Raw genomic sequence first — 26428 nt, 5'->3', positions numbered from 1 at the left:
CAAGAAAAGAACTCGGTGCGTTGAAGACCAATCCTTTGGAGCATTTTCGCTTTTCTTCGAACCGCGAAATCGCTCCAACTCCTTGTTTGTCGCATTTCCGGACGGAAAACCGAGGGCCACTTTTCCTGGAAATGCTCTAGCCGCTATTTGCGCTTGCTGCGCGAAGGATGCAAGAGATGACGCATCTGCACCATGGCCATGGGTGTGGAGAGGCTGGAAGAGTCCGTCTCCAGCGTCAGTTCGTTCATCTCGCGTTTTTTGGTGCGGGCCAGAATTTCGAACACGCTGGCGGTTGCGAGCTGCAGCGCCTTTTCGTCATCCATGCCTTCCAGAAGGCGAGCGAGAAACAGCGCCGACATCAGGTCGCCGAGACCGTTCGGTGCATTTTCGATGGCGCGATGTTCGGCAAGCAGCGCGTGTCGGCCGCTGAGATAAAGATTGCCGGTGCCGCCCGTCATCATTGGGACGGCTGAGGTGACCAGCATTTTCGGCGGACCCAGCGCAAGTGCGGCATCCATGATGGCATTGTTGGTTTCGAGCTCCGCGCCGCTCATCCAGGCGAGTTCATAACGGTTCGGCGTGGCGACAGTGGCAAGCGGGATGAGGTGATCGCGGATGGCTTCTGCGGTCTCGAGCGGAATGTAAAGCCCGCCGAGATCGCCCATGACCGGATCGCAGGCGTAAATCAGCGACGGGTTCTTTTCCTTCAGATTGCTGATCAGCCTTGCGACGGAGCGCACCTGCGCGGCGCTGCCGAAATAACCGGTCAGGACAGCCTTGACCTCGCCGATCCATTTGGCGTTTTCGAGATCGGTCATGGCCTTGTCGAAATCGTCGTCCTGAAAGCGCATGCGGGTGGACGGGCCATGGCCGGGGTGCCAGGGCATGACGATGGTGGGCACCGCCCAGACCGGATAACCCAGCGTCTCCAGTGCAAACACTGCTGCCCGGTTGCCGACCGATCCACGCATGACGTGGCTGGAAATGACGATGACGGCGCCCTGTGTATTTTCCTGCATCACGGCCTTCTTGCTTTCAAATGCCGCAGAGGCCCGCAAGTGCCCCTGCCAGAGATCGAGATGCGCTCTCATGACATATCGCAAGACCGGTTTCCACCGTTAATCCCGCAAGGGTCTGTCCCGCTAAAGCATGGCGTGATGCTCGTTTCGTTGCGGGATTGCCGAAGTACTCTATATTTTTGTTTGCGCATCGGGTTCTCCGAAAACCGCGTTACACTTTTTGAGCCGATGCCCTATAGTTGCATCATGCTCGATCTCGTCATTGCCTATTGGCCGCATATCCTTGCCGTTCTCTCCATCCTGATGGGAACCGTGGCGGCCGTGCATGCCACGATGACGAAGGAGGAAGTGCGTTCCGCGCTGGGCTGGGTGGGCGTCATCGTGCTGTCGCCGATCGTCGGCGCGGTTATCTACGCCATTGCCGGCATCAACCGCATTCGCCGTTCGAACATCACGCAGCAGCGGTCCTTCATGCAGGACGAGATCATGGATCGCGTGGCGCGTCTGGATGCGAGCGGCGACATGATCGCTGCGCGCTTCGGACGCCGTTTCGAGGCGATGAAGACGCTGGGCGACCGGGTGACGCGCCATGCGCTGACGACAGGCAACGGCATAGAGCCGCTGGTGACGGGGGATGCCGCCTATGCCGCCATGCTGGGGGCCATCGACGAGGCGAAACGGTCGATCATTCTCGAAACATATATTTTCGACAATGACCGGATCGGCGCCCGCTTTGTCTCCGCACTCGAAAGGGCGAAGGTTCGTGGCGTGGAGGTGCGGGTGCTGGTGGATGCGGTGGGTGCGCGCTATTCGGTGCCGAGCATCCTGCCGACGCTCAGGGAAAAGGGCATCGTCTGCGACGTCTTCAACGGCAATGTCATCATGGGGCTGCGGCTGCCCTATGCCAATCTGCGCACCCACCGCAAGATCCTTGTGGTGGACGGGCGCATCGCGTTTAGCGGCGGCATGAATATCCGCGAGGGGTTCACCCAGGAATTCGGCGGCGAAAGCCAGTCGCACGATACGCATTTCAAGATCACCGGGCCGGTCGTATCGGATTTTTTTTCCATCGCGGCGGAGGACTGGCGCTTCACGACAAGGGAGCTTCTGGATGCGCCGGTCTGGGATATCGCCATTCCCGATGGCTTGCCGGGCTCGCAGATCGTTGCCCGCGTCTGCTCCTCCGGGCCGGACAAAAGTATCGAGACCAGTCACAAGATGCTGATGGGCGCGTTTTCCGTTGCGCGCTCCTCCATTCTCATCATGTCGCCCTATTTTCTCCCCGATCGGGAGCTTATTTCGGCACTCATTACCGCAGCAAGGCGGGGAGTTGTTGTCGATATCATCGTGCCCAAAAGTAACAATCTGGTGCTTGTCGACAGGGCAATGACGGCGCAGTTCGACCAGATGTTGAGGAATTACTGCCGCATCTGGCGGGCGACGGGGGCTTTCAATCATTCCAAGCTTCTGGTGATCGACGGGCGCTGGAGCTACATTGGCTCTTCCAATCTCGATCCGCGTTCGCTGCGATTGAACTTTGAGATCGATCTCGAAGTTATGGATGAGGAATTCGCCGCGACAATCGGCGAGCGCATCCGGGATGCACGGGCAACCGCCTTGCCCGTGCGGCTCAGCGAACTGAATGCGCGGCCATTCGTTGTCCGTTTTGTGGAGCGTGTCCTGTGGCTCGCTTCGCCTTATCTTTAGAGTGCGGTGGGCCCGACAGGGCGCTGCGCGAGACCGGAGGCATAAACGCGTGAAAAAGAACGGTTTGCTGGATGATGAAAAAACGGCTTTGACGAAAAACACCAGCCTGTCCGCCTTCGTCCTGCAGTCGCTGCGCGACCGCCGCCAGCGCCAGAATGCGGCGCCAGCGACGAAAGACCATTCCTTCCCCGTCATCGCCTCCTACAATGTGCATAAATGCGTCGGCCGCGACCGCAAGTTCGATCCCGACCGCACGAGCCGCGTCATTCAGGAAATCGGCGCTGACATCATCGCCCTTCAGGAGGCGGACAGCCGTTTCGGCGAGCGCACGGGCCTGCTCGATCTCGCCCGGCTGGAGCGGGAAAGCGGCCTCATTCCCGTGCCAGTGCAGGCCGGCGTGAAGGCGCATGGCTGGCACGGCAATGTCGTGCTGTTCAAAGAAGGGGCGGTCAGGGATGTGCATACGCTGAAATTGCCGGGGCTGGAGCCGCGCGGCGCGCTCGTCGTGGAGTTGGATCTAAAGCGGGGCGGCACGCTGCGGGTCATCGCCGCCCATTTCGGGCTTCTCAGACATTCCCGCGCCCAGCAGGCGAAAGCGTTGATCAGCCTTCTCGAAGCGCGCAACGAATGCGCGACCGTTCTCATGGGAGACCTGAACGAATGGCGTCTCGGCAACGGGTCGTCGCTCAATACGTTCCGGGATGCTTTTGGCGCTTTGCCGCCGGCGGTGCCGAGCTTTCCGTCCAACCTGCCGGTGCTGGCGCTCGACAGGATCATCGCCAATCGTAAAGGGTTGATCGAGCAGGTGGAAGCACATGACAGCGTGCTGGCGCGCATCGCCTCCGACCATCTGCCGTTGAAGGCGGCGGTGCGGACAGATCTGCTTCCGGCCTGAGCCGCTGTCCCATCCGGCGCGCTGACAGTCCTTCACGCCGTCGTCAAATGACCGCTACGCGAGCGCGCTTCGAGCAATGATGTGCGAATGGCCTCCATCAGCCGCTCCCGGTTGTTCCGGGTCTTGCCCCTGTCCAGATTCTGCGCGGAAAGGGCGAGATCAAGCCCCTCATGCATCACAATCGAATAGGCAACGGTGGTTGCCCAGTTCTCGTAATCCTGCTCCATCATGTCGCCCCTGAACTAAATCATTTAGTCCGAATCACCCTGATCTCGAAAATTACCACGAAATATAAAGCATAAAATATCATTGTTTATTTCAGCGCTGGTTTACCCTTGCGGATATATTGCCTTTTGTCAGTTTAATGCAGCGCAATATAAGTGTGATCTCTGCTTAAGTATTTGAAACAGATTCTATTTCAGCGATGTCGTATGAACGCCCCAACCATGAAAAACGCCGCGCATCTTGGGATGCGCGGCGGGCTTGCTTCGAAGGTGGCGGTGGATGGGAGTGCGGTCTCAGCCGGCCTTTTCGAGCTTGTAGTCCGAATTGGCCGGTTCTTCCTGCTTGTGCTGGATGAGCGGACGATTGCCCGCCAGCCTGCGCACCAGCACGTAGAAGACCGGTGTCATGAAGATGCCGAAGAACGTTACGCCGATCATACCGGAGAACACCGCGACACCCATGGCCGCACGCATTTCCGCACCTGCACCGGTGGAGACGACCAGCGGCACCACGCCCATGATGAAGGCGAGCGAGGTCATCAGGATCGGGCGCAGGCGAAGCCGGCTTGCCTCGATGGCCGCCTGAAGCGGTGTTCGTCCTTCGAATTCCAGCTCCCGGGCGAATTCCACGATCAGGATCGCGTTTTTCGCCGAGAGACCGACAAGGACGACGAGGCCGATCTGCGTAAAGATGTTGTTATCCCCTCCCGTCAGCCAGACGCCCGTGAGGGCCGCAAGCACACCGAGCGGGACGATCAGGATGATCGCAATCGGCAAAGTGAGGCTTTCATATTGCGCGGCGAGCACGAGATAGACGAGCAGCAGCGCCAGCGGGAAGACCACGATGCTGGAATTGCCGGCCAGAATCTGCTGGTAGGTCAGGTCCGTCCATTCGTAGTCGACGCCTGCGGGCAGGGTTTCGGCAAGGATTTTTTCAATCGCTGCCTGCGCCTGTCCCGAGGAGAAGCCCGGTGCCGGACCGCCGTTGATATCGGCCGCAAGGAAGCCGTTATAACGGTTGGTGCGCTCCGGCCCCGTCGTCGCATTTACCTTCAAGAGCGTCGACAGCGGGATCATCTGACCCGATGCGGAGCGAACCTTCAGGCGGCCGATATCTTCGGCATGGGCACGGAACTGGGAATCCGCCTGAACCCGCACGCTGTATGTCCGTCCAAAGGCGTTGAAGTCGTTGACATAGAGCGAGCCGAGATAGATCTGCAGCGTCTGGAACACGTCGCTGACGGAGACACCCAGCTGTTCCGCCTTGGCGCGGTCGAGATCGGCGAAGAGCTGCGGCACGTTGATCTGGTAGCTGGAGAAGATGCCTGCCAGCTCCGGTGTCTGATATGCCTTGGCGATGACGGCCTTCGCCGCTTCGTCCAGCGTCTGGTAGCCGTAGCCGGCGCGGTCTTCGATCTGCAGTTTGAAGCCGCCTGTCTGGCCGAGACCGTTGACCGGCGGCGGCGGGAACATGGCGATAAAGGCATCCTGAATGCCGGCGAACTTCTGGTTCAGCTGCATGGCGATGGCGCCGCCGGAGAGTTCCGGTGTCTTGCGCTTTTCGAAATCGTCGAGAACCGCAAAGACGATGCCGGAGTTGGAGCCGATGGTGAAGCCGTTGATCGACAGGCCCGGGAAGGCGATGGCGTGGCTGACACCGGGCGTTTCCATGGCGATCGCGCTCATCCGCTTGATGACGTTCTCGGTGCGGTCGAGCGTTGCGCCATCGGGCAACTGGGCGAAACCGATCAGATACTGCTTGTCCTGCGCCGGCACGAAGCCGCTCGGCACTGTCGTGAACATGCCATAGGTGGCAGCCACCAGCGCCATGTAAACGATCATCACCAAGCTCTTGCGTGTCACCAAGCCGCCGACCGTCTTGCCGTAGCCGTTCGAGGCCGCGCCGAAGGCACGGTTGAAGCCGCGGAAGAACCAGCCGAGGATCTTGTCCATGAAGCGGGTGAGCCAGTCTTTCGGGGCACCGTGTTCCTTCAGCAGCAGGGCCGCAAGAGCGGGTGAAAGCGTCAGCGAATTGATGGCCGAAATGACGGTGGAGATCGCAATCGTCAGCGCGAACTGCCGGTAGAACTGGCCGGACAGGCCGGAAATGAAGGCAAGCGGCACGAAGACGGCGACGAGAACCAGCGCAATGGCGATGATCGGGCCGGAGACTTCGCGCATGGCCTTATAGGTGGCGTCACGCGGTGAGAGCCCGTTTTCGATGTTTCGCTCGACGTTTTCGACGACCACGATGGCATCATCCACCACGATGCCGATGGCGAGCACGAGCCCGAACAGCGTCAACGCGTTGATGGAAAAGCCGAAGGCATACATGACGGCGAAGGTGCCGATGATCGAGACCGGAACGGCGATCAGCGGAATGATCGAGGCGCGCCAGGTCTGGAGGAAGAGGATGACGACAAGCACCACGAGGCCAACGGCCTCGAGGAGTGTATCGACAACCTTCTCGATGGAGGAGCGCACGAATTTCGTCGTATCGTAGACGATCTCGTATTTCACGCCATCGGGCATGGCCAATTGCAGATTGTCCATGGTGGCGCGGACATTGTCGGCGATTTCGATGGCGTTGGAGCCGGGGGCCTGAAGGACCGCGACAGCCACGGCGGGCTCACCATCGAGCAGCGAACGCAGCGTGTAGTCTGCTGCGCCGAGTTCGATGCGCGCGACATCGCGCAGGCGGGTGATTTCGCCATTGGCGCCGCTCTTGACGATGATGTTGCCGAATTCTTCCGGCGTCGTCAGACGGCCCTGGGCATTGACGTTGAGTTGCAGGTCGACGCCGTTCGGGCTCGGCGAAGCGCCGATGACGCCGGCTGCGGCCTGCACGTTCTGCTGGCGGATGGCGTCGGAGACGTCACTGGCAGCCAGATCATGTTCGGCCACTTTCTGCGGGTCGAGCCAGACGCGCATGGAATAGTCACCTGCGCCGAAGACCTGCACCTGGCCGACACCTTCGATGCGGGCGAGGCGGTCCTTGACGTTCAGCGTCGCATAGTTGCGCAGGTAGGTGATGTCATAGGCGTCGGTCTTGGAAACAAGGTTGACGACCATGATGAAGTCGGGCGAGCTCTTCACCGTTGTGATGCCGAGGGCGCGCACTTCCGCCGGCAGGCGCGGTTCGGCCTGCGACACGCGGTTCTGCACCAGCTGCTGCGCCTTGTCGGGGTCGGTGCCCAGCTTGAAGGTCACGGTCAGCGTCAGCACGCCGTCGGACGTCGCCTGGCTGCCCATATAGAGCATGTCCTCGACGCCGTTGATCTGTTCTTCCAGCGGTGTCGCGACGGTTTCGGCAATAACGGTCGGGTTCGCACCGGGATAGGTGGCGCGCACGACGACGGATGGCGGAACGACTTCGGGATATTCCGAAATCGGCAGGGCGCGCATGCCGAGTAGGCCTGCCACCACAATCAGGACCGAAAGCACGGCAGCGAATACCGGCCGGTCGACAAAAAATCTGGAAATATTCATATCCAGTCCCTCTCCGGGTCTTTGGGAATGCGAAGGCCGTTCCGGCGGCAATTCTGCCGCCGGTGAAGGCCGGTTCTGTCTGAAGGGGCGTCTCGCGGGAGGCGGGACGCTTACTGATCAAAGAGGCGGGTTACTGCGAAGCAGCAACCTTGTCTTCCGCCTGCGGTGCGATGGTCGCGCCGGGGCGAATGCGCTGCAGGCCGTTGACGACGATCGTATCACCGGCGGCAAGGCCGCTTTCGATGATGCGCTGGCCATCGGCCGGTGCGCCCGGCTTGATCTGGCGGTAGCTCACCTTGTTTTCGGCATCGACCACGAAGACGAAGCGCTTGTCCTGATCCGTGCCGATGGCCCGGTCGCTGATGACGATGCGGTTTTCCGGCTTCGGTTCACCCATGCGCACCCGCACGAACTGGCCGGGAATGAGCCTGCCGTCCGGATTTTCGAAGACGGCGCGGACACCGATGGTGCCGCTTGCCGAATCAACCTGGTTGTCGATCAGGTGCAGCGTGCCCTTGATCGGCGTGCCCTCATCCGAAAGCGTGCCGATTTCCACCGGGATCTGTTCGAGAGCGGGGAGGGCGCCATCCGTCTGCGGCAGTTCGGCAAGCGCCTTGGCCACGACGCCTTCGCTGGCGTTGAAGCTGGCATAGATCGGGTTGACCGATACCAGTGTCGTCAGCGCCGGCGATGTGGAGCCGGCGGCGACGAGGTTGCCGGCGGTGATTTCGATGCGGCCGACGCGGCCGGAAACCGGGGCGAGGATTTCGGTATAACCGAGATCGAGCTGAGCCGTGGTCAGTGCTGCGCGGGCGGCGCGAAGCTGGGCTTCGGCATCCGCAAACGAGCTTTGACGCTGGTCGAGATCGCTCTGGGAGATGGTGCGATTGTCGGAAAGCCTGCGGCCACGGTCGAGTTCCGTTTTGGCAAGGCTGACCTTGGCTTCGGCGGAAGCAACCTGGCCTTCAGCACCCGCAACGGCGGCCTGATAAGGGGCCGGGTCGATGGTGAAGAGAGGATCGCCTTCCTTCACCAGCGCGCCCTCGCGGAAATGCACGGCCTTGATCTGGCCGGCGACGCGCGAGCGGATCTGCACCCGGTCAACGGCTTCGAGACGGCCGGAAAACTCTTCCCAGCGCATCACGTCGCGGCTTTCGACCTTGGCGACGGTAACCGGGATTGCCGGTGTTTCGGCCGGCGTGGAAGCGGCCGTTGCATCGCGGCTGGTGGGGAGGTCGAAAAACAGTGCTGCTGCTGCAACGGACATGGCAAGTCCGATGCCGGCACCCGTCAGGGCCCGGCGCTTTGTGTTCAGCGTCATGGGTATCTCCTTGGCCCCCGATCGGGAGCAGGTCGTTCATAAATAAATGCGAATTTTCAGTGTTTTAACTGGTCAACGTAGGTCTTGAACTCCGAACAGACGGATGACACCCATCCGCCGCCCTCTCCTTGATAAAGCCCCGTCCAGCCGACACCGGCGGGGAAAACATGCTGCCGGACGCTGACACCGGAGGCGATGAGGCGGTCGGCATAATTGACCGTTTCGTCGCGCAGAGGGTCGTCCTCGGCGGTAAAGATCAGCGCCGGTGCCACCCGGTTCAGCCGCGTGCACTGGCAGGGCGCGGCATAGGGGTGGAAAAACCCGCACGCCTTGGCAAGGTAATGGCTCCAGCCATCGGCCCAGCGCTGGCGCATGCCGATCCTGTCCGCATCGCGGAAGGATTCCGTCGTCATCATCGGGTCGATCATGGGCGACAGAAGAATCTGGCCTGCGAGTTTGCCCGGCATGCGGTCGCGGGCCTTCAAGGCAAGCCCCGCCGCCACATTGCCGCCAGCCTCTTCGCCGGCCACGAACAGCAGCGATTTCGCGCCGCCATAATGCTTGCGGTCCCGGCTCAGATGATCGAGCGCCTCATAGGCGCAATCGATGACCATCGGAAACTCGTTGCCGGACGCCTTGCTATAGTCGGCTTCCACGACCACTGCGCCGCTTTCCGCGAGCGCGCGGGCCACCGGAAGCTCGGGGCAATTGCCGCCCGGCTCGAGACCGGGTTCCAGAAACGATCCGCCGCGCAGATAAAGCACGACAGGCGGATGGCTGCAGAGGCAGGAACCTTCATAACGGCGCACGGAGAGCTTCGACGCGGACGTCTCGCTACCCATATTTTCCCAATGCGCGTTCATGAACCCAGATCCTTTGCGCCACCACTTAAAGCGTGTTGCGATCCTTCGGATTCGCTCCTGCGCTTTAAGTTTTATCTTGCCGCATGTCGTCACCGCAAAACCGCAACGCACTTTTGCGCGATATGCTTCAAGGCGGATCATATTGCAAAATCTGAAATCCATATTATTGTTCGGATCGAAACGATCAAGCATGCAAATTTGAAAACACTATTCCGAAATAACGGATAATCATATCTCCGAGGCAGTGAATGGATCAGCTCTCCGCCATGCGGGTTTTTACGCGGGTCGTGGAAACCGGCAATTTCAGCCGCGCCGCCACCGCGCTGAACATGCCGAAAACCACTGTTACCAATATGGTGCAGGCGCTGGAGGCGCATTTGCACACCACACTTCTCAACCGCACCACGCGCCGGGTGATGCTGACAACGGACGGCGCTCTCTATTATGAGCGGGCCTCACAGATTTTATCGGAAATCGAAGAACTTGACGGTAGCATGTCCAGCGCGCAGGTGCAGCCATCCGGCCGGTTGCGCGTAGAAATGGCCGGTGTCTTCGCGGACTTGGTGGTTATCCCACATCTTTGCGAATTTTACCAGCGTTATCCGCAAATCCGTCTCGATCTCGGTGTCGGCGACCGTCTCGTCGATTATATCGCGGAGAATGTCGACTGTGCGCTGCGGGTCGGCGTGCTGCGCGATCAGTCGCTGATTGCCCGTAAAGTGGGCGAACTCCGGTTCGAGACATTTGCCTCGCCGTCCTACATCGAAAATTTCGGTATGCCGCAAGAACCGGAGGATCTGGAGAAGGAGCATTATTCGGTGGGCTACCTCAATGCCACCACCGGCCAGATCATGCCGGCCTCCTTCGACAATGGCGTGCGTAGCGTCGAGCTAACCCCGAATTATGTCGTCTCGGTCAATGACAGCCGCACCTATCTCAATGCCGCGCTGGCCGGCATGGGCATCGTGCAGCTTCCCGTTTTCATGGTGAAGGATGCGCTTTCGCGGGGAGAACTGGTGCCGGTGCTTTCCGAATGGCGGCGCGAGGCCATGCCGATCTATGTGGTCTATCCGCAGACCCGGCATGTAACCAACAAGGTCCGCGTTTTTGTCGACTGGCTGGCCAAGCTGGTGCACGGCCTGGTGTGAGCCGGCCAGTCACCGCCCGACCCTTGCTGCGACAAAATCGATGAAGGCGCGAACGCGGGCAGCCAGATGTTCGTGACCGGCATAAACCGCGTGGATCACTTCCATCTCCTCGGCATTATAGTCTTCCAGCACCGGCACGAGCAGGCCCGCCTCGATATCCGGCTCGATATGAAATTCGCCGACCCTTCCCAGCCCCAGGCCCGTCAGGCAGAGCCTTCGCATGGCCATGCCGCTGTTGACCGAGACATTGCCCGTTACGGGCAGGCGGTAGACTTCCGTAGAGCCGGGGTTGCGAAACGGCCATTCGTTGAGGCTGCGGCTGAAATTGAAGCTGAAGCAATTGTGCCGCGCCAGATCCTGCGGTGTTTCCGGCATGCCGTGTCGTTCGATATAGGCGGGGGAGGCGACGATGACGCGGCGGACTTCCTTCAGCTTCCTCGCCTTCAGGGATGAATCTCCCATCGCGCCCGAGCGGATGGCGATATCGGTGCGTTCCTCGATCAGGCTGATGACGCCGTCGGTCAGCGAGATATCCAGCTCGATTTCCGGATAAAGCGACAGGAATTCCGGCGCAAGCGGCAGGAGGTAACGTTCGCCGAAGCCCAGCGTGGCGTTGACGCGCAGCAGGCCGCGCGGCACCACCTTGCCGCCGCTTGCCACGATCTGTTCCGTTTCGGCGATGTCGGCCAGAATGCGCCTTGCGCGGGAAAGGTAGACTTCCCCCTCCGGCGTCAGCGTCACCACACGCGTGGAGCGGGCAAGAAGACGGGTGCCGAGGCGGTCTTCTATCCGCGTCACCAGCTTGCTCACAGCCGAGGGTGAAAGCTTAAGCCTGCGCCCGGCGGCCGAAAAACTGCCGAGTTCAGCCGCTGCCACGAAGACTTCCATTTCTCCGGCCCGATTGTCCATCGCCGCTCTGCCTGTGAAACTAATTCAAAGGTATTTATCCATCTTTGCCGATTATCATGCAAGTCCCCTTCGCCCATATTACGGTCCATAGATTTGATCCAACCGGACAGCACCGCTGTCCAGAACGCCCGCGATCCCGCTGCGGGCGAAGAGGTATTCGTCATGCCATTGGCCATATTTGCCCTGACGATCGCGGCCTATGCGATCGGCACCACGGAGTTCGTGATTGTCGGTCTTCTGCCGACGGTCGCGACCGATCTTTACATCACCCTGCCGCTTGCCGGCCTCATCGTCAGCGTTTATGCGCTGGGCGTCACCTTCGGTGCGCCGATCTTGACGGCGCTGACCGGCAGGATCGAAAGAAAGCCGCTGCTGCTCGGCCTGATGGCCCTGTTCATCATCGGCAACAGCGCTGCGGCCCTGTCGCCCAGCTATGAGATGCTGCTTGTCGCCCGCGTCATCGCCGCCTTCGCCCATGGTGTCTTCTTCTCGGTCGGCTCCACCATCGCCGCCGATCTCGTGCCGGAAAACCGCCGCGCCTCGGCCATTGCCATGATGTTCATGGGGCTGACGGTCGCCATCGTCACCGGCGTTCCGCTCGGCACCTATATCGGGCAGGTCTTCGGCTGGCGTGCGACCTTCTGGGTCGTTGCCGGACTTGGCGTCATCGCCTTCGTCGGCATTGCCACGCTTCTGCCGAACACGCTCAAGAAGGCGCCGCCGGCGAGCCTCTTCGATCAGGTCCGTGTTCTCGGCTCCGGTCGCCTGCTTATCGTTTTCGCCATGACCGCGCTCGGTTACGGTGGCACCTTCGTCGCCTTCACCTTCCTTGCGCCGATCCTGCAGGATGTCACCGGCTTTTCCGAAAAGAGCGTCAGTTTGATCCTCGTGCTTTATGGCATCGCCATTGCGGCCGGCAATATCGGCGGCGGCAGGATCGCCAACCATAACCCCGCCAGGGCGCTGATTGGCCTCTTCCTGGCGCAGGCCATCGTGCTGCTCGTCTTTTCCTTCACCGCCTTCTCGCCGGTGCTGACGCTCATCACGCTTGCCGCGCTCGGTTTCCTGTCCTTCGCCAATGTTCCCGGCCTGCAGCTTTATGTGGTGCAGCTTGCCAAGGAACATCGCCCCGGCGCTGTCGATGTCGCCTCGGCGCTCAACATCGCCGCCTTCAACCTCGGCATCGCCATTGGCGCATGGCTTGGCGGTCTGGTGGTGGAATCGCCGATGGGGCTTGCCGCAACCCCGTGGGTCGGCGCCATCCTCGTCGCCGTGGCCCTGCTCCTGACCCTCTGGAGCAGCGCGCTCGACCGCCGCGCCGCGCTGACCCTGAAAACCGCCTGAACTTTTCATAAAATTCCCGGCCGTTCCCAAGTCGGCCGGGCCACTTCAAAGGAGAAAATATATGTTTGATGTCACCGCAAATGGCGCTTCGATCCCGGCGCTGGGTTTCGGCACGTTTCGTATTCCCGGTGCCGATGTGCTGCGCATCGTTCCCCATGCGCTGAAAGCCGGTTTCCGCCATATCGATACCGCCCAAATCTACGGCAATGAGGCCGAGGTCGGTGAAGCCATCGCTGCTTCGGGCGTGGCGCGCGGCGACGTGTTTCTCACCACCAAGGTCTGGGTCGAGAACTACAGGCACGATGCCTTCCTCGCCTCCGTTGATGAGAGCCTGAAAAAGCTGAAGACCGATTATGTCGACCTGCTGCTGCTGCATTGGCCTAACGAGGCGGTTTCGCTTGCAGAACAGATCGGTGCACTGAACGCGGTAAAGGAAGCGGGCAAGGTGCGCCATATCGGCGTTTCCAATTTCAGCACGGCGCTGATGGCCGAGGCGGTGAAGTTGTCCAAGGCCCCGATCGTGACCAACCAGATCGAATACCACCCCTATATCGATCAGGACGTGGTTATCGCCGCGGCAAAGGCTGCCGGCATGTCGGTGACGGGTTATTACGGCATGGCCGATGGCAAGGTCTTCACCGATCCGGTGCTGAAAGAGATTGCCGCAGGCCGTGGCAAATCGGTGGCGCAGGTGGTGCTGCGCTGGCTGGTGCAGCAGCAGGATGTCGTTGCCCTTTCCAAAACGGTCAGCGAAGCCCGCGTCGATGAAAATTTCGCCATCTTCGATTTCGAGCTTTCAGCCGATGAAATGGCGGCGATCCGTTCGCTCGCCAGACCGGATGGCCGCATCGTCTCGCCGGAGGGGCTTGCGCCGGTCTGGGACCAGGCTGCCTGATGACAAAGACCGGGTAGGGAATGCTCTTCCCGGTTTGCCCATGCGTGAAAAATCCTTGCGCATTTCGCACGGCGATGCGCGTCACAGCCCAGGGAAAAGACGCGTCTCACATCGGGTGCAGTGAAGATTTATCTGCCTGTTCTGGAAATTTGGAGCGGGCGAAGGGATTTGAACCCTCGACCCCAACCTTGGCAAGGTTGTGCTCTACCCCTGAGCTACACCCGCTCAAATCCACCGGTCCGGGGTAGTTCGCTGAACCGTGGGCCACCGAAGCGGCGACGGGTGCTATATCGCTCAATCGTTTTTGGAATGCAACAGTTTCTTTTGCGGTTTCGGTGGAAATCCGCCTGTGTGCGGATTTATCCGAAATCTGGCGGCCATCACGGGCTGAAGAGCAGGGAATTTTCGCTGAAGATATTGTTTCAGCTGGTTTTTATCCCCCTGCCATGGGGTTGGCGGCCGGCGGGAAGGCCAGAAAATAACCTATTTACATTTGGTTAAAATCTGATTCGACAAGTGATTCGTTCGGGTGTACAAATTCCCTGTCCACAAGAAAAATCAAAACGATATTGGGAACGATGTTTGGCATATCATCATCGGGAGGATGAGCCTTGTCGTACGCAGCTTTTGAAAGAGTTGGCGCACAATTGTCGCCAGAGCAGATCACCGATCTACAGAATATTTTCGATGGCGTATGTTTCGAGTGCCTTCAAGATCGCAGCAGCCATGTTGCCAATGAGTGCGCAGCGGTTCTGATCCGCAGCGCCCAGCGCGGTATTCTCGACCATGAAATGTTGCGCGATATAGGACTTGCCGTCTTACGTCGGCATTGATTGCGCCATATGACAATAAAAAAGCGCCCGAGCATCTCGGGCGCTTTCGTGTGTGTTGTGGCGGCAGCCCCTTCCGGCTCAGCTCTTTTCCTGAACATGCGCTTCGAGGAACCAGAGCGACTTGTCGAGATCGCGCGAGGCGGCGGTGAAGATATCCGCCGTTGTCGGGTCGCCCGCCTCGTCGGAATCGTCGATAGCCTTGCGGATCATGTTCGCGACCTCGCCATATCGCTCGATCAGTTCGTCCAGATGGTCGTGGATCTTGTAGATATCGGTCGGATAGGCCTTGAGCTTCGTCGTGGAAGAGACGGATTGCAGGCTGCCGAGCGCAGTGCCGCCAAGCTGGACAACACGCTCGGCAATCGTATCGCCATGATTGTCGAGCTGGGTGCGGAAAGTGTCGAGAAGTTCATGCACGGCGATGAATTGCGGGCCCTTGAGGTTCCAGTGCGCTTGCTTGGTGATGAGCGCAAGGTCGATCACCGAGGCGAGCGATTCGTTCAGAATGCCGATCACGGTCGACTTGGCGTTGGAAGGCAGGTCGTTCTTCGTCTTGTGCGTCTTCATCGATGTCTCCTGAAGTTGCGGACGGAATGCCGCTTTGGAAAAGTCCGTCGTTTAACGTCCGGGCCTGAGGCCCTGTTCCATGCTAAGCACTGGGACAGCGAAAATCCTGCACAATCATCATGTCATTCGTAAAACAGGCAGATGCGCCGGCCGTCTATCTCCTTGACGCGGATCGGCATGTCGTAGATGTCCTTGAGGACGTCCGGCCGGATGATCTCTTCCGCCGGCCCCTGATGGCAGATGCGGCCTTCGCGCATGGCGATGATGGTGTCGGAATACCAGGAGGCGAAGTTGATGTCGTGCAGCACCAGAACCACGGTCTTCTTCAGCTCGTCAGCGGCGCGGCGCATGATCTTCATCATGCTGGAGGCGTGTTTCATGTCGAGGTTGTTGAGCGGCTCGTCGAGCAGCACGTAATCTGTATCCTGGCACAGCACCATCGCCACGAAGGCGCGCTGTCGCTGGCCGCCGGAAAGCTCGTCCAGAAACCGGCCGGCAAGGGCTTCGAGGTGCAGATATTCCAGCGCCCGGTCGATGTGGACCTTGTCCTCGATGGTGGGCCGGCCCTTGGAATAGGGGTAACGGCCGAAACCGACGAGATCGCGCACCGTCAGGCGCGAGGAGATGTGGTTATCCTGCCGCAATATGGAGAGCCGTTTCGCCAGCGAATCGGATGGGGTTTTCGTGACATCCAGACCGTCTACCGTCACTGTTCCGGCATCCATCGACATCAGCCTTGCGACGATGGAAAGCAGCGTCGATTTTCCCGCACCGTTCGGCCCGATGATGGAAGTGACGCCACCTGCCGGAATGGAGACGGAGACGCCATCGACGACGAGGCTGTCGCCATAGGATTTGCTGATCTGACTGGCGATGATCATCGCGCACCCCGCTTCAGAATAAGACCGATAAAGACGATACCGCCCAGAAATTCGATGATGATCGAGAGCGCCGTATCGAAGGCGAAGACCCGCTCCAGCACCACCTGACCGCCCACGAGGCAGATCACGGCGATGAGGATCGCGGCCGGCAACACATAGGCGTGTTTGCCATTGCCGGTAAGATAATGGGCAAGGGCTGCCACCAGCAGGCCGAAGAACATGACCGGGCCGACGAGAGCGGTCGAGACGGCGACCAGCACGGAGACCAGCACGAGGATGATGGTGACCGTGCGCTTGTATTCGACGCCGAGGCTGATGGCCGTTGCGCGGCCGAGCGAGAGGACGTCGAGCGTGTGCATCAGCCTGAGCCCGATGATAGTCACCACGCCGATGATGGCGGCGGAGACGGCAAGAAGCGTCGGATCGATGGAATTGAAGCTGGCGAACAGCACATCCTGCAGCACCGTATATTCATTGGGGTCCAGCACGCGTTGCATGAAACCCGAGAGGCTGCGGAAGAAGACGCCGAAGACGATGCCGACCAGCACCAGAAGATGCAGGCTGCGTTCCGCGCCGACGAAAAGCCAGCGATAGAGCAGGGCGGAAAAGGCGACGAGCAGCGCGGTCTCCGTGAGAAATTTCAGCTGCGGATCGATCAGGACGACGGTTGCCGAGCCGAAGACGAAGATCAGCCCGGTCTGCATCAGCACATAAAGCGAATCGAAACCCATCACCGAAGGGGTAAGGATGCGGTTGTTGGTGACCGTCTGGAACAGCACGGTTGAGACCGCGATGGCATAGGCCACCAGCAAGAGCGACAGAAGCTTGATACCGCGAAACGGCAGTACGAAGCTCCAGCTGCCCTTGGCGCCGAGCGTCATGAAGGCGGCCATGGAGATCAGTGCGAATACCGCAAGCACGAGCAGAACGGTTTTTGCACGCCGGTCGGGATGTCTCTCACGCATGATGACGTTTCCGCAGCAGGAGATAAAGGAACAGCGCGCTGCCGATGACGCCGACCACGGTTCCGATGGGTATTTCGTAAGGCGCACGCACGGTGCGGCCGATGATATCGCAGGAAAGCACGAAGACCGCGCCGAGCGTCGCCACCCAGGGCACTGAGCGGCGCATATTGTCGCCGATCATCAGGCTGACGACATTCGGCACGATCAGGCCGAGAAAGGGGATCATGCCGACGGTGACGACGACGACCGCGCTGACCAGCGAGACGATGGTGAGGCCGAGCGCCATGACGCGGCGATAGTTGAGGCCGAGATTGGTGGTGAAATCGCGGCCCATGCCGGCCACGGTGAAGCGGTCTGCGGCGAGATAGGCGGCGATGGCGAAGAGGAAGCCGACCCACAGCAACTCATAACGGCCGCGCAGCACGCCGGAAAAATCCCCCGTCATCCACGCGCCCAGCGATTGCAGGAGATCGAAACGATAAGCGAAAAAGGTGGTGACGGCGGAGATGACGCCGCCGAGCATGATGCCGATCAGCGGCACCAGCAGCACGTCGCGCAGCGGCACCTGCCTCAGGATACGCAGGAACAGCGCGGTACCGGCGAGCGCGAAAACGGCGGCCACCAGCATCTTGCCGAAGATAGGCGTGTCCGGCGCAAGCAGGGTGACGGTGAGCAGGCCGAGGCCGGCGGATTCGGTGGTGCCCGCCGTCGAAGGTTCCACGAAGCGGTTACGCACCAGCATCTGCATGATGAGCCCGGCAATCGCCATCGAGCTTCCGGCCAGTATCAACGCCAGCGTGCGCGGAATGCGACTGACGAGCAGCACGCGCAGCGCGTCTGCACTCGTGTCGGGTGCGAAAAGCGTCGCGAGCGAAACGTTGCTGACGCCGACGAACAGGCTGGTAATGGCGAGCACCAGGGCCAGAAGGAGGGCTGATATCAGTGAAAGGGACTTCACGTTGGCGGTTTCCGGAAAAGGCGAAAGCTCCCGGTAGCCTCAAGCCATCGGGAGCCCTGATGTTGTTCGGCAGGGGTTATTTCTTCTCGGAGACGGCCTTGTAGACCTGATCGAGCAGGGTGGAGAGTGCCGTATAACCGCTGCTGACGATATAGGCCGCCTGCGGATCGAGATAAACGATCTGCTTTTTCTTCCAGGCATTGGTCTGGTGCACCAGCTCGTTGTCCAGCACCTGCGCGGCGGCCTTGCCGGGGTCGGTGGCGCGGCCGATGCCGGCGTCGCGGTCGATCACGAACAGCCATTCGGGATTGACCTCGGCCAGATATTCGAAGGAGACGACATCGCCGCGGTCAAAGCGGTCGTCGATGTCGGCTGCGACCGGCTTGAAGCCGATTTCGGTGTGCAGCCAGCCGGTGCGCGAACTGGGGCCATAAACGCCGACCTTGCCGGCATTGGTGACGAGGATCATCGCTGCGCCGGAATTGGGTGCGATTTCCTTCAGCTTCGCCACTTTTTCATCGATGGCGGCATCAAGCTTCCTGGCTTCTTCCTGCTTGCCGAAGATATCGCCGAGCTTGGTGATGTTGGCTTTGACGCTGCCGATGAATTCCTTGGAATCCACCGACATGTCGATGGCGGGCGTGATCTTCGCAACGTCCGGATATTTCGCTCGCGAACGGCCGCCGACGATGACGAGATCGGCCTCGGCCGCATTGATCGCCTCATAATCAGGCTCAAACAGCGTACCGACCTTCAGATATTTGCCGTCGGCATATTTCTGCAGATAGGTGGGCAGGTTGGAGCCGACGACACCGGCGGGCTCGACGCCGAGCGCATCGAGATTGTCGAGCGAGGGAATATCGAGAACCAGAACCTTCTTCGGCGCCGCCTTCAGCACGGTCTCGCCCTGCGCGTGCTTGATCGTCATTTCTTCGGCACTTGCCGTCATCGCGCCGAGGCTGAAGGCCGCTGCCGCCAGCAGCCGAACGGGGAAGGTGAAGTTGATGGCCACTTAATATGTCCCTTGCAATATGGTTCCGAGCCGGCGGACGTGATCCCGCCGGGTTAACTTGATGTTGGCGATCAGCTTTATTGGCAAGGTCGGCGGAAATCAAAATTATGTTTTAGAACGGTTCTGAATTGCGGTGAGCGGGAAAGGGGGAGCCGCTCGTAGCAAGACTCGTTGTGATCGCCGGACGTAAGACGCAGCCTAGCCACGACATCCGTCATGCCAGACTTGATCCGGCATCCAGCCGACGCGCGTCTGCGCGGCGGGAAGGACTGCTTTCAGCCCAAGGACTTGGGCTGGCTGGATGCCGGATCAAGTCCGGCATGACGGTAAGAGTGGTCAGTCGTAGTAGAAGCGGGAACCACATCGAGGCCCATATCTTCCTTCAATCCGGCGGCCAGTCGCCGACGATTTCGCGCCTCTCCAGTTTCAGCGACCGATCCGGTTGCACGCGGTAGGTTTCGATCGCCAGCCGCCCGTCGCCCATGACGAATTCATTGCTGAGCGTGCTGCCGATGGGGGATTTGGTCAGTTTGGTGCGCGGCTGTCCGCCATAGGTGATGCTGCCGGGAATGGGCTCGACATCGGGGGCGGTGGTGCAGCCGGCAAGCGCCAGAACCATCATGATCGCAATCGTGCGCATGTTTTTCTCCTGCGGTTGGCTCAATTCTATCATGGGCGTGCGTGCATCACACATCCCGTTGGCGTGAATAAAAAAGGCCCCGCATCCGAAGATACGGGGCCAGTTGCCTTGGGAGGTTCTTGGTTTCTCAGTCCTCGTTGGCGGCAAGCTGCGTCAGCACCTCGCCACGGCCGCGGATACGCATGATGAGCGGGATGATGAAGGCGGCGGCTGCCACGATGAAGAGGCCAACGGCAATCGGCGAGGTGAACAGCACCGTCGGGTCGCCCTGGCCGATGGCAAGAGCGCGGCGCAGCTGCTGTTCCGCAAGCGGGCCGAGGATGAGACCAACGACCGCAGGCGCAATCGGATAACCGAAGATGCGCATGATATAGCCGAGGATACCGAAGGCGAGCAGCATACCGAGTTCGAAGACCGACGGGTTGGCGCCGATGGTGCCGAGCGTCGCAAACAGCAGTATGCCGGCATAAAGCCAAGGCTTCGGAATGGTCAGCAGCTTCACCCACAGGCCGACGAGCGGCAGGTTCAGAACCAGCAGCATCAGGTTGGCGATGAACAGGCTGGCGATCAGGCCCCAGACCAGCTGCGGATTGGTGGCGAACAGCAGCGGGCCGGGCTGAAGGCCATATTGCTGGAAGCCGGCGAGCATGATGGCGGCGGTCGCCGTCGTCGGCAGGCCGAGTGTCAAGAGCGGCACCAGCGTACCGGCGGCGGAGGCATTGTTGGCGGCTTCCGGACCGGCGACGCCTTCGATGGCGCCATGGCCGAATTCTTCCGGATATTTGGTCAGCTTCTTTTCGGTGGCATAGGACAGGAAGGTGCCGATTTCAGCGCCGCCCGCCGGCATGGCGCCGATGGGGAAGCCGATGAGCGTGCCGCGCAGCCAGGCTTTCCAGGAGCGTGCCCAGTCCTGCGCGCTCATCCAGACGGAGCCTTTCACGGCTTCGACCTTGTCCGGGCCGGTGCTGCCCTGGGCGACGATGAACAGCGTTTCGCCGATGGCGAACATGGCGACCGCAAGCGTCGTCACTTCCACGCCATCGAGCAGGTCGGGAATGCCGAAGCTCATGCGGGTCTGGCCGGTCAGCTGGTCGATACCGACGATGGCAAGGGCAAAACCGATGAACAGCGAGGTGAGGCCGCGCAGCGCCGAATCCCCGAAGGCGGAGGAAACGGTAACGAAGGCGAGCACCATCAGCGCGAAATATTCACGCGGGCCGAAGACCAGCGCCAGCTTGACGATATAGGGCGCGATGAAGGCGAGTGCGATGGTGGCGATGAGGCCGGCGACGAAGGAGCCGATGGCGGCGGTGGCCAGCGCCGGACCGCCTCTGCCCTTGCGGGCCATCTTGTTGCCTTCGAGGGCGGTCACGATCGAGGCGCTTTCGCCCGGCGTGTTGAGCAGGATCGAGGTGGTCGATCCGCCATACATGCCGCCATAATAGATGCCGGCGAACATGATGAGCGAACCGGCGGGATCGAGCCTGTAGGTAACGGGCAGAAGCAGCGCCACGGTCAGCGCAGGTCCGATGCCGGGCAGAACGCCGACGGCGGTGCCGAGCGTGACGCCGATCAGCGCATAGAGCAGGTTCATGGGTTGGGCGGCAACCTCAAGACCGTGCAGCAGGAATTCAAAGGTACTCATGGACAGATGTCCCCCAAGTGGACCCGATGGGCGGGCGGAACGGCTGGCATATGCGTCATTGCGCGCCTGCGGTTTCCTGTGATCTCAAATTTTGGTCGGAATGGCTGTTAGAACAACAGCCGTTCCAGAGGCCCGGCGGGCAGCGAAAGCTGCAGCAACCGCGCGAAGATGAACCAGATGAAGAAGCTCAGGGCGATGCCGATGGGGATCGAATACCAGAGCTTGCGTTTGCCGAAGGCGCGCGCCGTAAAGGCGAAAAGCAGGCCGGTGGCAATGGAGAAACCCGCGACGTTGAGCAGCAACATCTGCGCGGCAAGGCCGGCGACGACCCAGACAACCGGGGCGATTTCCTGTTTGTCGCGTTCGGGAAAATCACCGCGCCAGGCCTCGATGGCCGTCCACAGCGCCAGGCCGATAAGACAGAAGCCGATGGCATAAGGCACGGTTGCCGGGCCGACCGGAGAATAACCGGTGACGCTGGCGAGGCGGGCGCTATCCCAGAAGATCACGCAGGCGATGATGACGAGGAAGATGGCGATCGCCAGCGCCGCCCAGTCAGGGCGGCGCTTTTGATGCTGCGAAGGGTTGGAACCCTGGCTCATTTTACCAGTCCGATGTCTTTGAGGATGGCGGCGGTGGCGTCGGTATCCTTGGCGAGCTGCGCCTTGAATTCGTCACCGGCGAGATAGGTGTCCATCCAGCTCTTGGTCTTCAGGGTTTCCTGCCACTTGGCGGACTTTACCAGCTTTTCGATGTCGGCATTGACGACCTTTTCCTGCTCCGGCGTCAGGCCGGGAGGAGCAGCGACCATGCGCCAGTTCTGGACGACGACATCAAGGCCGCTTTCTTTCAGCGTCGGCGCATCGACGCCTTCCAGCTTCTCTTCGCTGGAAACCGCGAGCAGGCGCAGCGTGCCGGCCTTTACCTGGCTCTCGAATTCGCCGTAGCTCGAAATACCGGCAGTCACCTGCGAACCGAGGATCGAGGCAAGCGCTTCGCCGCCGCCGGAATAAGCGATGTAGTTGATCTTGGTCGGATCGACGCCGGCCGCCTTGGCAATCAGGCCAACGGCGATATGGTCGGTGCCGCCGGCGGAGCCGCCGCCCCAGGAAACGCTGCCCGGATCCTTCTTGAGCTGGTCGATGAGGTCGCCGATGGTCTTCAGCGGCGAGGATGCCGGAACGACGATGGCTTCATATTCGCCGGTCAGACGGGCGATCGGCGTCACTTCCTTGAGGGTGACGGGCGCGTTGTTGGTGAGGATCGCGCCGACCATCACGTAACCGCCGACGATGAGGGCATTCGGGTTGCCCTTCTGCTGGCTGGCAAACTGCGCAAGACCGATGGTGCCGCCGGCGCCCGGTACGTTCTGCACCTGAACGCTCTTGGAAATGCCTTCTTCCTGCAGCACGGTCTGCAGGGAGCGCGCGGTCTGGTCCCAGCCGCCGCCGGGATTTGCCGGGGCGATGATGGTGTAATCCGCTGCAACCGCCGGAAGCGCGATCACGCCCGCCAGGAATGTGCCGATAAGAAAATGCTTCACTTGGAAAACCCTCCTCAGGATGCCCTTTTTGGGCGTCGTTTTTCGTTTATGCGGGGGGCTTTTCGGACGCGTCTGCGCCGGCGCTGAATGCTCAGCGTGGGGCCTTGGCAATCCTGGATTTCCTCCCGCATCTTCTTCCGCCTCCACGGAATGAAGAAGAATTGCAGAGCATCACAGAAAGCTGTCATCTAACTGACGCTACGCAAGTCCTTGCGCATTTACTCTCTATTAATTTGTATCGGACGTCTACTGTGGCGTGTGGGATGGCTTTGTTTTGCGCCTTTGAAGCTTTCTCCACACCCTCATTCCTGTGACAAGCACAGGAATGAGGGGGGACTACTGCGACCGCAACGCCTCGTTCCAGCGCTCGATCAGGCGGCTGCGCTTGACCTGGTCCAGATAGACCATCAGGCCGGGGCTGACGGGCACGGGGCGCAATTGTGCGCCGTGGATGGCCTGCATGGTGTTGGCGGTGTTTTCGCCCGCCACTTCCGGACTGACGGCGGGAATCTGCAACTGCCGCGCCATGATCGTCTGGCCCTCCTTGGACATGAAGAATTCGAGATAACGACGGCCGAGCGCGGGATTGGCGGCGGCTTCCGGCACCAGCCCGATGCGCGACATGACGACGGTATAATCTTTCGGCAGCACGATGCCGACATCGGGGTGGCGCGAGGCCCAGTCGGCCGCATAGGAGCCGAGAATATTATAACCTAGCACGAAACGTCCGTCGGAGACGCGTTCCAGAATGGCCGAGGAGGTGGAATAGACCTTCACGCCCGCCGCGCCCATGGCCTTGATGACGTTCCATATATCGCCGAACTGCTCCTGATCGCGCGACATGAACAGGAAACCGACGCCGGAGCGTTCGATGTCGTAGGTGGCGATGCGGCCATGCACTTGCTTGGCGTGGCGTTCGAGATAATCGACGAATTCGGCGCGGCTGGCTGGCGGTTCTTCGGTGGTGAAGCTCGGCTTGTGATAAACGAAAACAGCCGGCTCGAAGGTCAGCGCGTAAGCGGTGTTGCGCCAGTTCGCCCAGGCGGGCCAGCGGGCGCTCATGGCCAGATCCGAGCGCTGGGCATAACCGTCATTGCTCAGCTTCACCTGCAAATCCATGGCGGAGGAGAAGGCGAAATCGGCGGTCTTCTTTCCGGCGTCAGTTTCTTTGACGATGCGGTCGTAAATCTCGCCGGTCAGCATATCCTCATAATGGACGGCGATATCGGGATTGGCCTTCTGGAAACCCTCGATCATCGGTGTCGCCAGCGGTTCGTCCAGCGAGGAATAGACCACCAGTGTCTCGGCATCCGCCTTGCCGGAGGGTGCCGGAAAGATGGCGACTTGCGCAAGCGCCGGCAAGGCCGTGCAAAGACAGAGACAGAGAAGAAGGCAGATACGCATGGAAAAGATCATGCAGCAGGCGCCGGCCATTCACAAGCGGTAAGGGTCTGGTTAAACTCGGCAATGCTGCGGGAGGAAAGATTTGCGTATTTTGCTGGTCGAGGACAATCAGGTGCTGTCGGAGGGGCTGTCGGCGCTGCTGCGCGGCAGCGGTTATGCCGTGGATGTGGTGTCCGATGGCGCTTCCGCCGATGCGGCGATTGCGGCGGAAAGTTTCGATCTGGTCATTCTCGATCTCAACCTGCCGGAAATGGACGGTATCGAGGTGCTGCGCTCCATGCGTTCGCGCCAGGACAAGGCGGCGGTGCTGATCCTGACGGCGCGCGGCACGCCGGAGGAAAAGGTCAAGGGGCTCGATCTCGGCGCTGACGACTACATGATCAAGCCTTTCGATATCACCGAATTCGAGGCGAGGGTGCGCGTGCTGCTGCGCCGCAATGCCGGGCTGCGCTCCTCGGCGCTGAGTTTCGGCAAGGTGCTGTTCGATCTCAATTCCCGCACCTTTTCGGCGGATGGGCGTCCGCTCGATATTCCGGCGCGCGAGGTGGCGCTGCTCGAAGTGCTGTTCATGCGGGCCGGCAAGGTCGTCGCCAAGGAGGCCATCGTGCAGTCGCTGACCGGTTTCGACGACGATATTTCCGCCAATGCCATCGAGCAATATGTCAGCCGCCTGCGCAAGCGGCTCGCGCCGCACGGGCTGACGGTGAAGACGGCGCGCGGCATCGGTTATTATCTCGAAAAGCTGCCGGAGATGGCTGAATGAGACCGGCCGCCTATTCGCTCAGGCGGCGACTTTTAGGCTGGCTTCTCATCTCCACCGCCATTATCGGTTGCGTTGCGCTGACCGATACCTGGCGCGAGGCGGTCAATACCGCCAATGTCGTCTCCGACCGGGTACTATCAGGTTCCGCGCTTGCCATTGCCGAGCGGGTGGTGGTGGCAGAAGACGGCTCGCTGGAAGTCGATATTCCCTATGTGGCGCTGGAAATGCTGACATCGGCCGCACAGGACCGGGTGTTTTACCGTGTCGACGGGCCGAACGGGCAATTCCTGACCGGCTACCAGAACCTGCCGACCGTGGAGAACCCGAAGGGCGATACTCCCGCCTATCGCGATGCCGTGTTCCGCGATGAACCGATCCGCATCGCCGCCATCAGACGCTTCGCTTCCACGGGCATCAATTCCGTGCCCTTTTCCGTAACGGTTGCCGAAACCACCATTGCCCGCAGCCAGCTGGCGCAGGCCATCATACTGCGCTCTGCGCTGCGCCTGCTGTTGATGATTGTGGGGGCGGCGATCATCGTCTGGATCGCGGTGACGATTTCGCTCAGACCGCTTTACAGGCTCAGCGAAGCCATTGCCGAGCGCAGCCCGAACGACCTGCACCCCATCCGCCAATCCGTGCCGGTGGAGGTGGAAAACCTGGTGGAAACGGTCAATTCCTTCATGGTGCGGCTGCAATCGGCGCTCGATGCGCTCCGCCATTTCACCGGCAATGCCAGCCACCAGCTGCGCACGCCGCTCGCCATCATCAGCACCCAGCTTGCGCTTTCAGCCCGTGCGGGAAGTTTAGAGGAAGCGCAGGCGGCGGCGCTGAAGGGCGGCGCGTCCGTGGCCCATGCCGAACATATCCTCGCCCAGCTGCTGCGCATGGCCAATATCGATGCCGCCGGTTCGAGCGAAAAACATGATTTTTCCGCAATCGATCTCGTGGCCGTTGCGCAGAATGTGACGGCCGATTTCGTGCCGCGTGCGGCCGAAGCCGGCATCGATCTCGGTTTCGAAGGCGAGGGGGAGGTTGCCATTCTCGCCGAGCCGCTCCTGATCGGCGAACTGATCGGCAATCTCGTTTCCAATGCCATCAACTATGCCGGTCGTGGCGCGGAAGTCACCGTCCGCGTCGGCAAGGAGACGGACGCCGTCTGGCTGGAAGTGGAGGATAATGGCCCCGGCATCCCCCCGGAAAAACGCGCCATGGTGCGCCAGCGCTTCGCCCGCGGCGAAGCCAACGCCGCCCCCGGCGCCGGCTTGGGCCTTGCCATCATCGAAGAGATCGCCGGGCTGTTCGGCGGGCGGCTGACGCTGGAGGATGGCGCGGAGGGGCGTGGGCTGAGGGCGCGGGTGATGTTTGGTGGCGTGGAAAAGGCGCCATAACCCGTCGGTTTA

At 60.7% G+C, this 26428-nt stretch carries 23 protein-coding genes and 1 tRNA gene; 7 read left to right on the top strand and 17 right to left on the bottom strand.

Annotation, left to right across the window (positions count from 1 at the left end; all coding sequences use genetic code 11):
* Positions 1–143: 143 nt before the first annotated feature.
* Positions 144–1019, bottom strand: a complete 876-nt coding sequence (pdxY, locus tag F3H58_RS03675) for a pyridoxal kinase PdxY (RefSeq protein WP_149741230.1) — start codon at positions 1017–1019, stop codon at positions 144–146.
* Between the two features lie 246 nt (positions 1020–1265).
* On the opposite strand from pdxY, the gene F3H58_RS03670 reads away from it, so the two are divergent.
* Together F3H58_RS03670 and F3H58_RS03665 are read left to right on the top strand one after the other, a co-directional pair.
* On the top strand, positions 1266–2726 hold the full coding sequence (locus tag F3H58_RS03670; RefSeq protein WP_149741346.1) for a phospholipase D-like domain-containing protein: 1461 nt from the start codon (positions 1266–1268) through the stop codon (positions 2724–2726).
* A gap of 49 nt (positions 2727–2775) precedes the next feature.
* Complete coding sequence (locus tag F3H58_RS03665) at positions 2776–3621, top strand: endonuclease/exonuclease/phosphatase family protein (RefSeq protein ID WP_149741229.1); 846 nt, start codon at positions 2776–2778, stop codon at positions 3619–3621.
* A 32-nt stretch (positions 3622–3653) separates the two neighbouring features.
* On the opposite strand, the gene F3H58_RS03660 is transcribed toward F3H58_RS03665, so the two are convergent.
* The 4 genes from F3H58_RS03660 to F3H58_RS03645 form a co-directional block, all read right to left on the bottom strand.
* Positions 3654–3851 carry a hypothetical protein gene (locus F3H58_RS03660; protein WP_188128754.1) on the bottom strand — a complete coding sequence of 66 codons (198 nt, stop codon included), beginning with the start codon at positions 3849–3851 and terminating at the stop codon, positions 3654–3656.
* 288 nt (positions 3852–4139) lie between these two features.
* Positions 4140–7334 (bottom strand): efflux RND transporter permease subunit, encoded by a 3195-nt coding sequence (locus F3H58_RS03655; RefSeq protein ID WP_149741227.1) that lies wholly within the window; start codon positions 7332–7334, stop codon positions 4140–4142.
* 130 nt (positions 7335–7464) lie between these two features.
* The gene (locus F3H58_RS03650; RefSeq protein ID WP_003522618.1) at positions 7465–8655 is read right to left on the bottom strand and encodes an efflux RND transporter periplasmic adaptor subunit; all 1191 of its coding nucleotides are present in this window, start codon (positions 8653–8655) and stop codon (positions 7465–7467) included.
* A gap of 56 nt (positions 8656–8711) precedes the next feature.
* Positions 8712–9518: an alpha/beta hydrolase fold domain-containing protein gene (locus F3H58_RS03645; protein WP_149741226.1), complete on the bottom strand. Its 807-nt coding sequence runs from the start codon at positions 9516–9518 to the stop codon at positions 8712–8714.
* Between the two features lie 248 nt (positions 9519–9766).
* Between F3H58_RS03645 and F3H58_RS03640 the strand changes: the two genes are divergently transcribed.
* On the top strand, positions 9767–10666 hold the full coding sequence (locus tag F3H58_RS03640; RefSeq protein ID WP_003522616.1) for a LysR family transcriptional regulator: 900 nt from the start codon (positions 9767–9769) through the stop codon (positions 10664–10666).
* Positions 10667–10675: 9 nt separating this feature from the next.
* Here the strand turns inward: F3H58_RS03640 and F3H58_RS03635 are convergent, their stop codons facing one another.
* Complete coding sequence (locus F3H58_RS03635) at positions 10676–11575, bottom strand: LysR family transcriptional regulator (RefSeq protein WP_149741225.1); 900 nt, start codon at positions 11573–11575, stop codon at positions 10676–10678.
* A 162-nt stretch (positions 11576–11737) separates the two neighbouring features.
* Here F3H58_RS03635 and F3H58_RS03630 point away from each other — a divergent pair, with 162 nt between their 5' ends.
* Together F3H58_RS03630 and F3H58_RS03625 are read left to right on the top strand one after the other, a co-directional pair.
* Entirely contained in the window at positions 11738–12919 is a 1182-nt protein-coding gene (locus tag F3H58_RS03630) for an MFS transporter (RefSeq protein ID WP_149741224.1), read from the top strand.
* 61 nt (positions 12920–12980) lie between these two features.
* Positions 12981–13814 carry an aldo/keto reductase gene (locus F3H58_RS03625; RefSeq protein ID WP_149741223.1) on the top strand — a complete coding sequence of 278 codons (834 nt, stop codon included), beginning with the start codon at positions 12981–12983 and terminating at the stop codon, positions 13812–13814.
* A 150-nt stretch (positions 13815–13964) separates the two neighbouring features.
* Here F3H58_RS03625 and F3H58_RS03620 read toward each other — a convergent pair.
* From F3H58_RS03620 to F3H58_RS03565, 11 genes are all read right to left on the bottom strand, one after another.
* A tRNA-Gly gene (locus tag F3H58_RS03620) sits at positions 13965–14039 on the bottom strand.
* A gap of 686 nt (positions 14040–14725) precedes the next feature.
* Positions 14726–15214: a DNA starvation/stationary phase protection protein Dps gene (dps, locus tag F3H58_RS03610; RefSeq protein ID WP_003522611.1), complete on the bottom strand. Its 489-nt coding sequence runs from the start codon at positions 15212–15214 to the stop codon at positions 14726–14728.
* 122 nt (positions 15215–15336) lie between these two features.
* Entirely contained in the window at positions 15337–16095 is a 759-nt protein-coding gene (locus tag F3H58_RS03605; RefSeq protein ID WP_149741222.1) for an iron ABC transporter ATP-binding protein, read from the bottom strand.
* Complete coding sequence (locus F3H58_RS03600) at positions 16092–17060, bottom strand: iron chelate uptake ABC transporter family permease subunit (protein ID WP_149741221.1); 969 nt, start codon at positions 17058–17060, stop codon at positions 16092–16094. The genes F3H58_RS03605 and F3H58_RS03600 overlap by 4 nt, the downstream gene beginning before the upstream one ends.
* Positions 17053–18018, bottom strand: coding sequence for an ABC transporter permease (locus F3H58_RS03595; RefSeq protein WP_149741220.1), 966 nt, complete (start codon positions 18016–18018; stop codon positions 17053–17055). The genes F3H58_RS03600 and F3H58_RS03595 overlap by 8 nt, the downstream gene beginning before the upstream one ends.
* A gap of 76 nt (positions 18019–18094) precedes the next feature.
* The gene (locus tag F3H58_RS03590) at positions 18095–19030 is read right to left on the bottom strand and encodes a siderophore ABC transporter substrate-binding protein (RefSeq protein ID WP_149741219.1); all 936 of its coding nucleotides are present in this window, start codon (positions 19028–19030) and stop codon (positions 18095–18097) included.
* A 382-nt stretch (positions 19031–19412) separates the two neighbouring features.
* Positions 19413–19670, bottom strand: a complete 258-nt coding sequence (locus F3H58_RS03585; protein ID WP_003522606.1) for a hypothetical protein — start codon at positions 19668–19670, stop codon at positions 19413–19415.
* Between the two features lie 127 nt (positions 19671–19797).
* Positions 19798–21315 carry a tripartite tricarboxylate transporter permease gene (locus tag F3H58_RS03580; protein ID WP_020809148.1) on the bottom strand — a complete coding sequence of 506 codons (1518 nt, stop codon included), beginning with the start codon at positions 21313–21315 and terminating at the stop codon, positions 19798–19800.
* Positions 21316–21422: 107 nt separating this feature from the next.
* On the bottom strand, positions 21423–21917 hold the full coding sequence (locus tag F3H58_RS03575; RefSeq protein ID WP_149741218.1) for a tripartite tricarboxylate transporter TctB family protein: 495 nt from the start codon (positions 21915–21917) through the stop codon (positions 21423–21425).
* On the bottom strand, positions 21914–22858 hold the full coding sequence (locus F3H58_RS03570; protein ID WP_149741217.1) for a Bug family tripartite tricarboxylate transporter substrate binding protein: 945 nt from the start codon (positions 22856–22858) through the stop codon (positions 21914–21916). Before F3H58_RS03570 ends, F3H58_RS03575 begins: the two co-directional genes overlap by 4 nt.
* Before the next feature lie 336 nt (positions 22859–23194).
* On the bottom strand, positions 23195–24262 hold the full coding sequence (locus F3H58_RS03565; RefSeq protein ID WP_502706411.1) for an ABC transporter substrate-binding protein: 1068 nt from the start codon (positions 24260–24262) through the stop codon (positions 23195–23197).
* 82 nt (positions 24263–24344) lie between these two features.
* Between F3H58_RS03565 and F3H58_RS03560 the strand changes: the two genes are divergently transcribed.
* The gene (locus F3H58_RS03560; protein ID WP_003491888.1) at positions 24345–25025 is read left to right on the top strand and encodes a response regulator; all 681 of its coding nucleotides are present in this window, start codon (positions 24345–24347) and stop codon (positions 25023–25025) included.
* Positions 25022–26416, top strand: a complete 1395-nt coding sequence (locus F3H58_RS03555; protein WP_149741215.1) for a sensor histidine kinase — start codon at positions 25022–25024, stop codon at positions 26414–26416. Before F3H58_RS03560 ends, F3H58_RS03555 begins: the two co-directional genes overlap by 4 nt.
* Positions 26417–26428: the final 12 nt, after the last annotated feature.

It is taken from the genome of Rhizobium sp. NFACC06-2, from assembly GCF_900101425.1.
GTDB lineage: Bacteria > Pseudomonadota > Alphaproteobacteria > Rhizobiales > Rhizobiaceae > Agrobacterium > Agrobacterium leguminum.
This window is presented reverse-complemented; position numbering and strand designations above follow the sequence as displayed.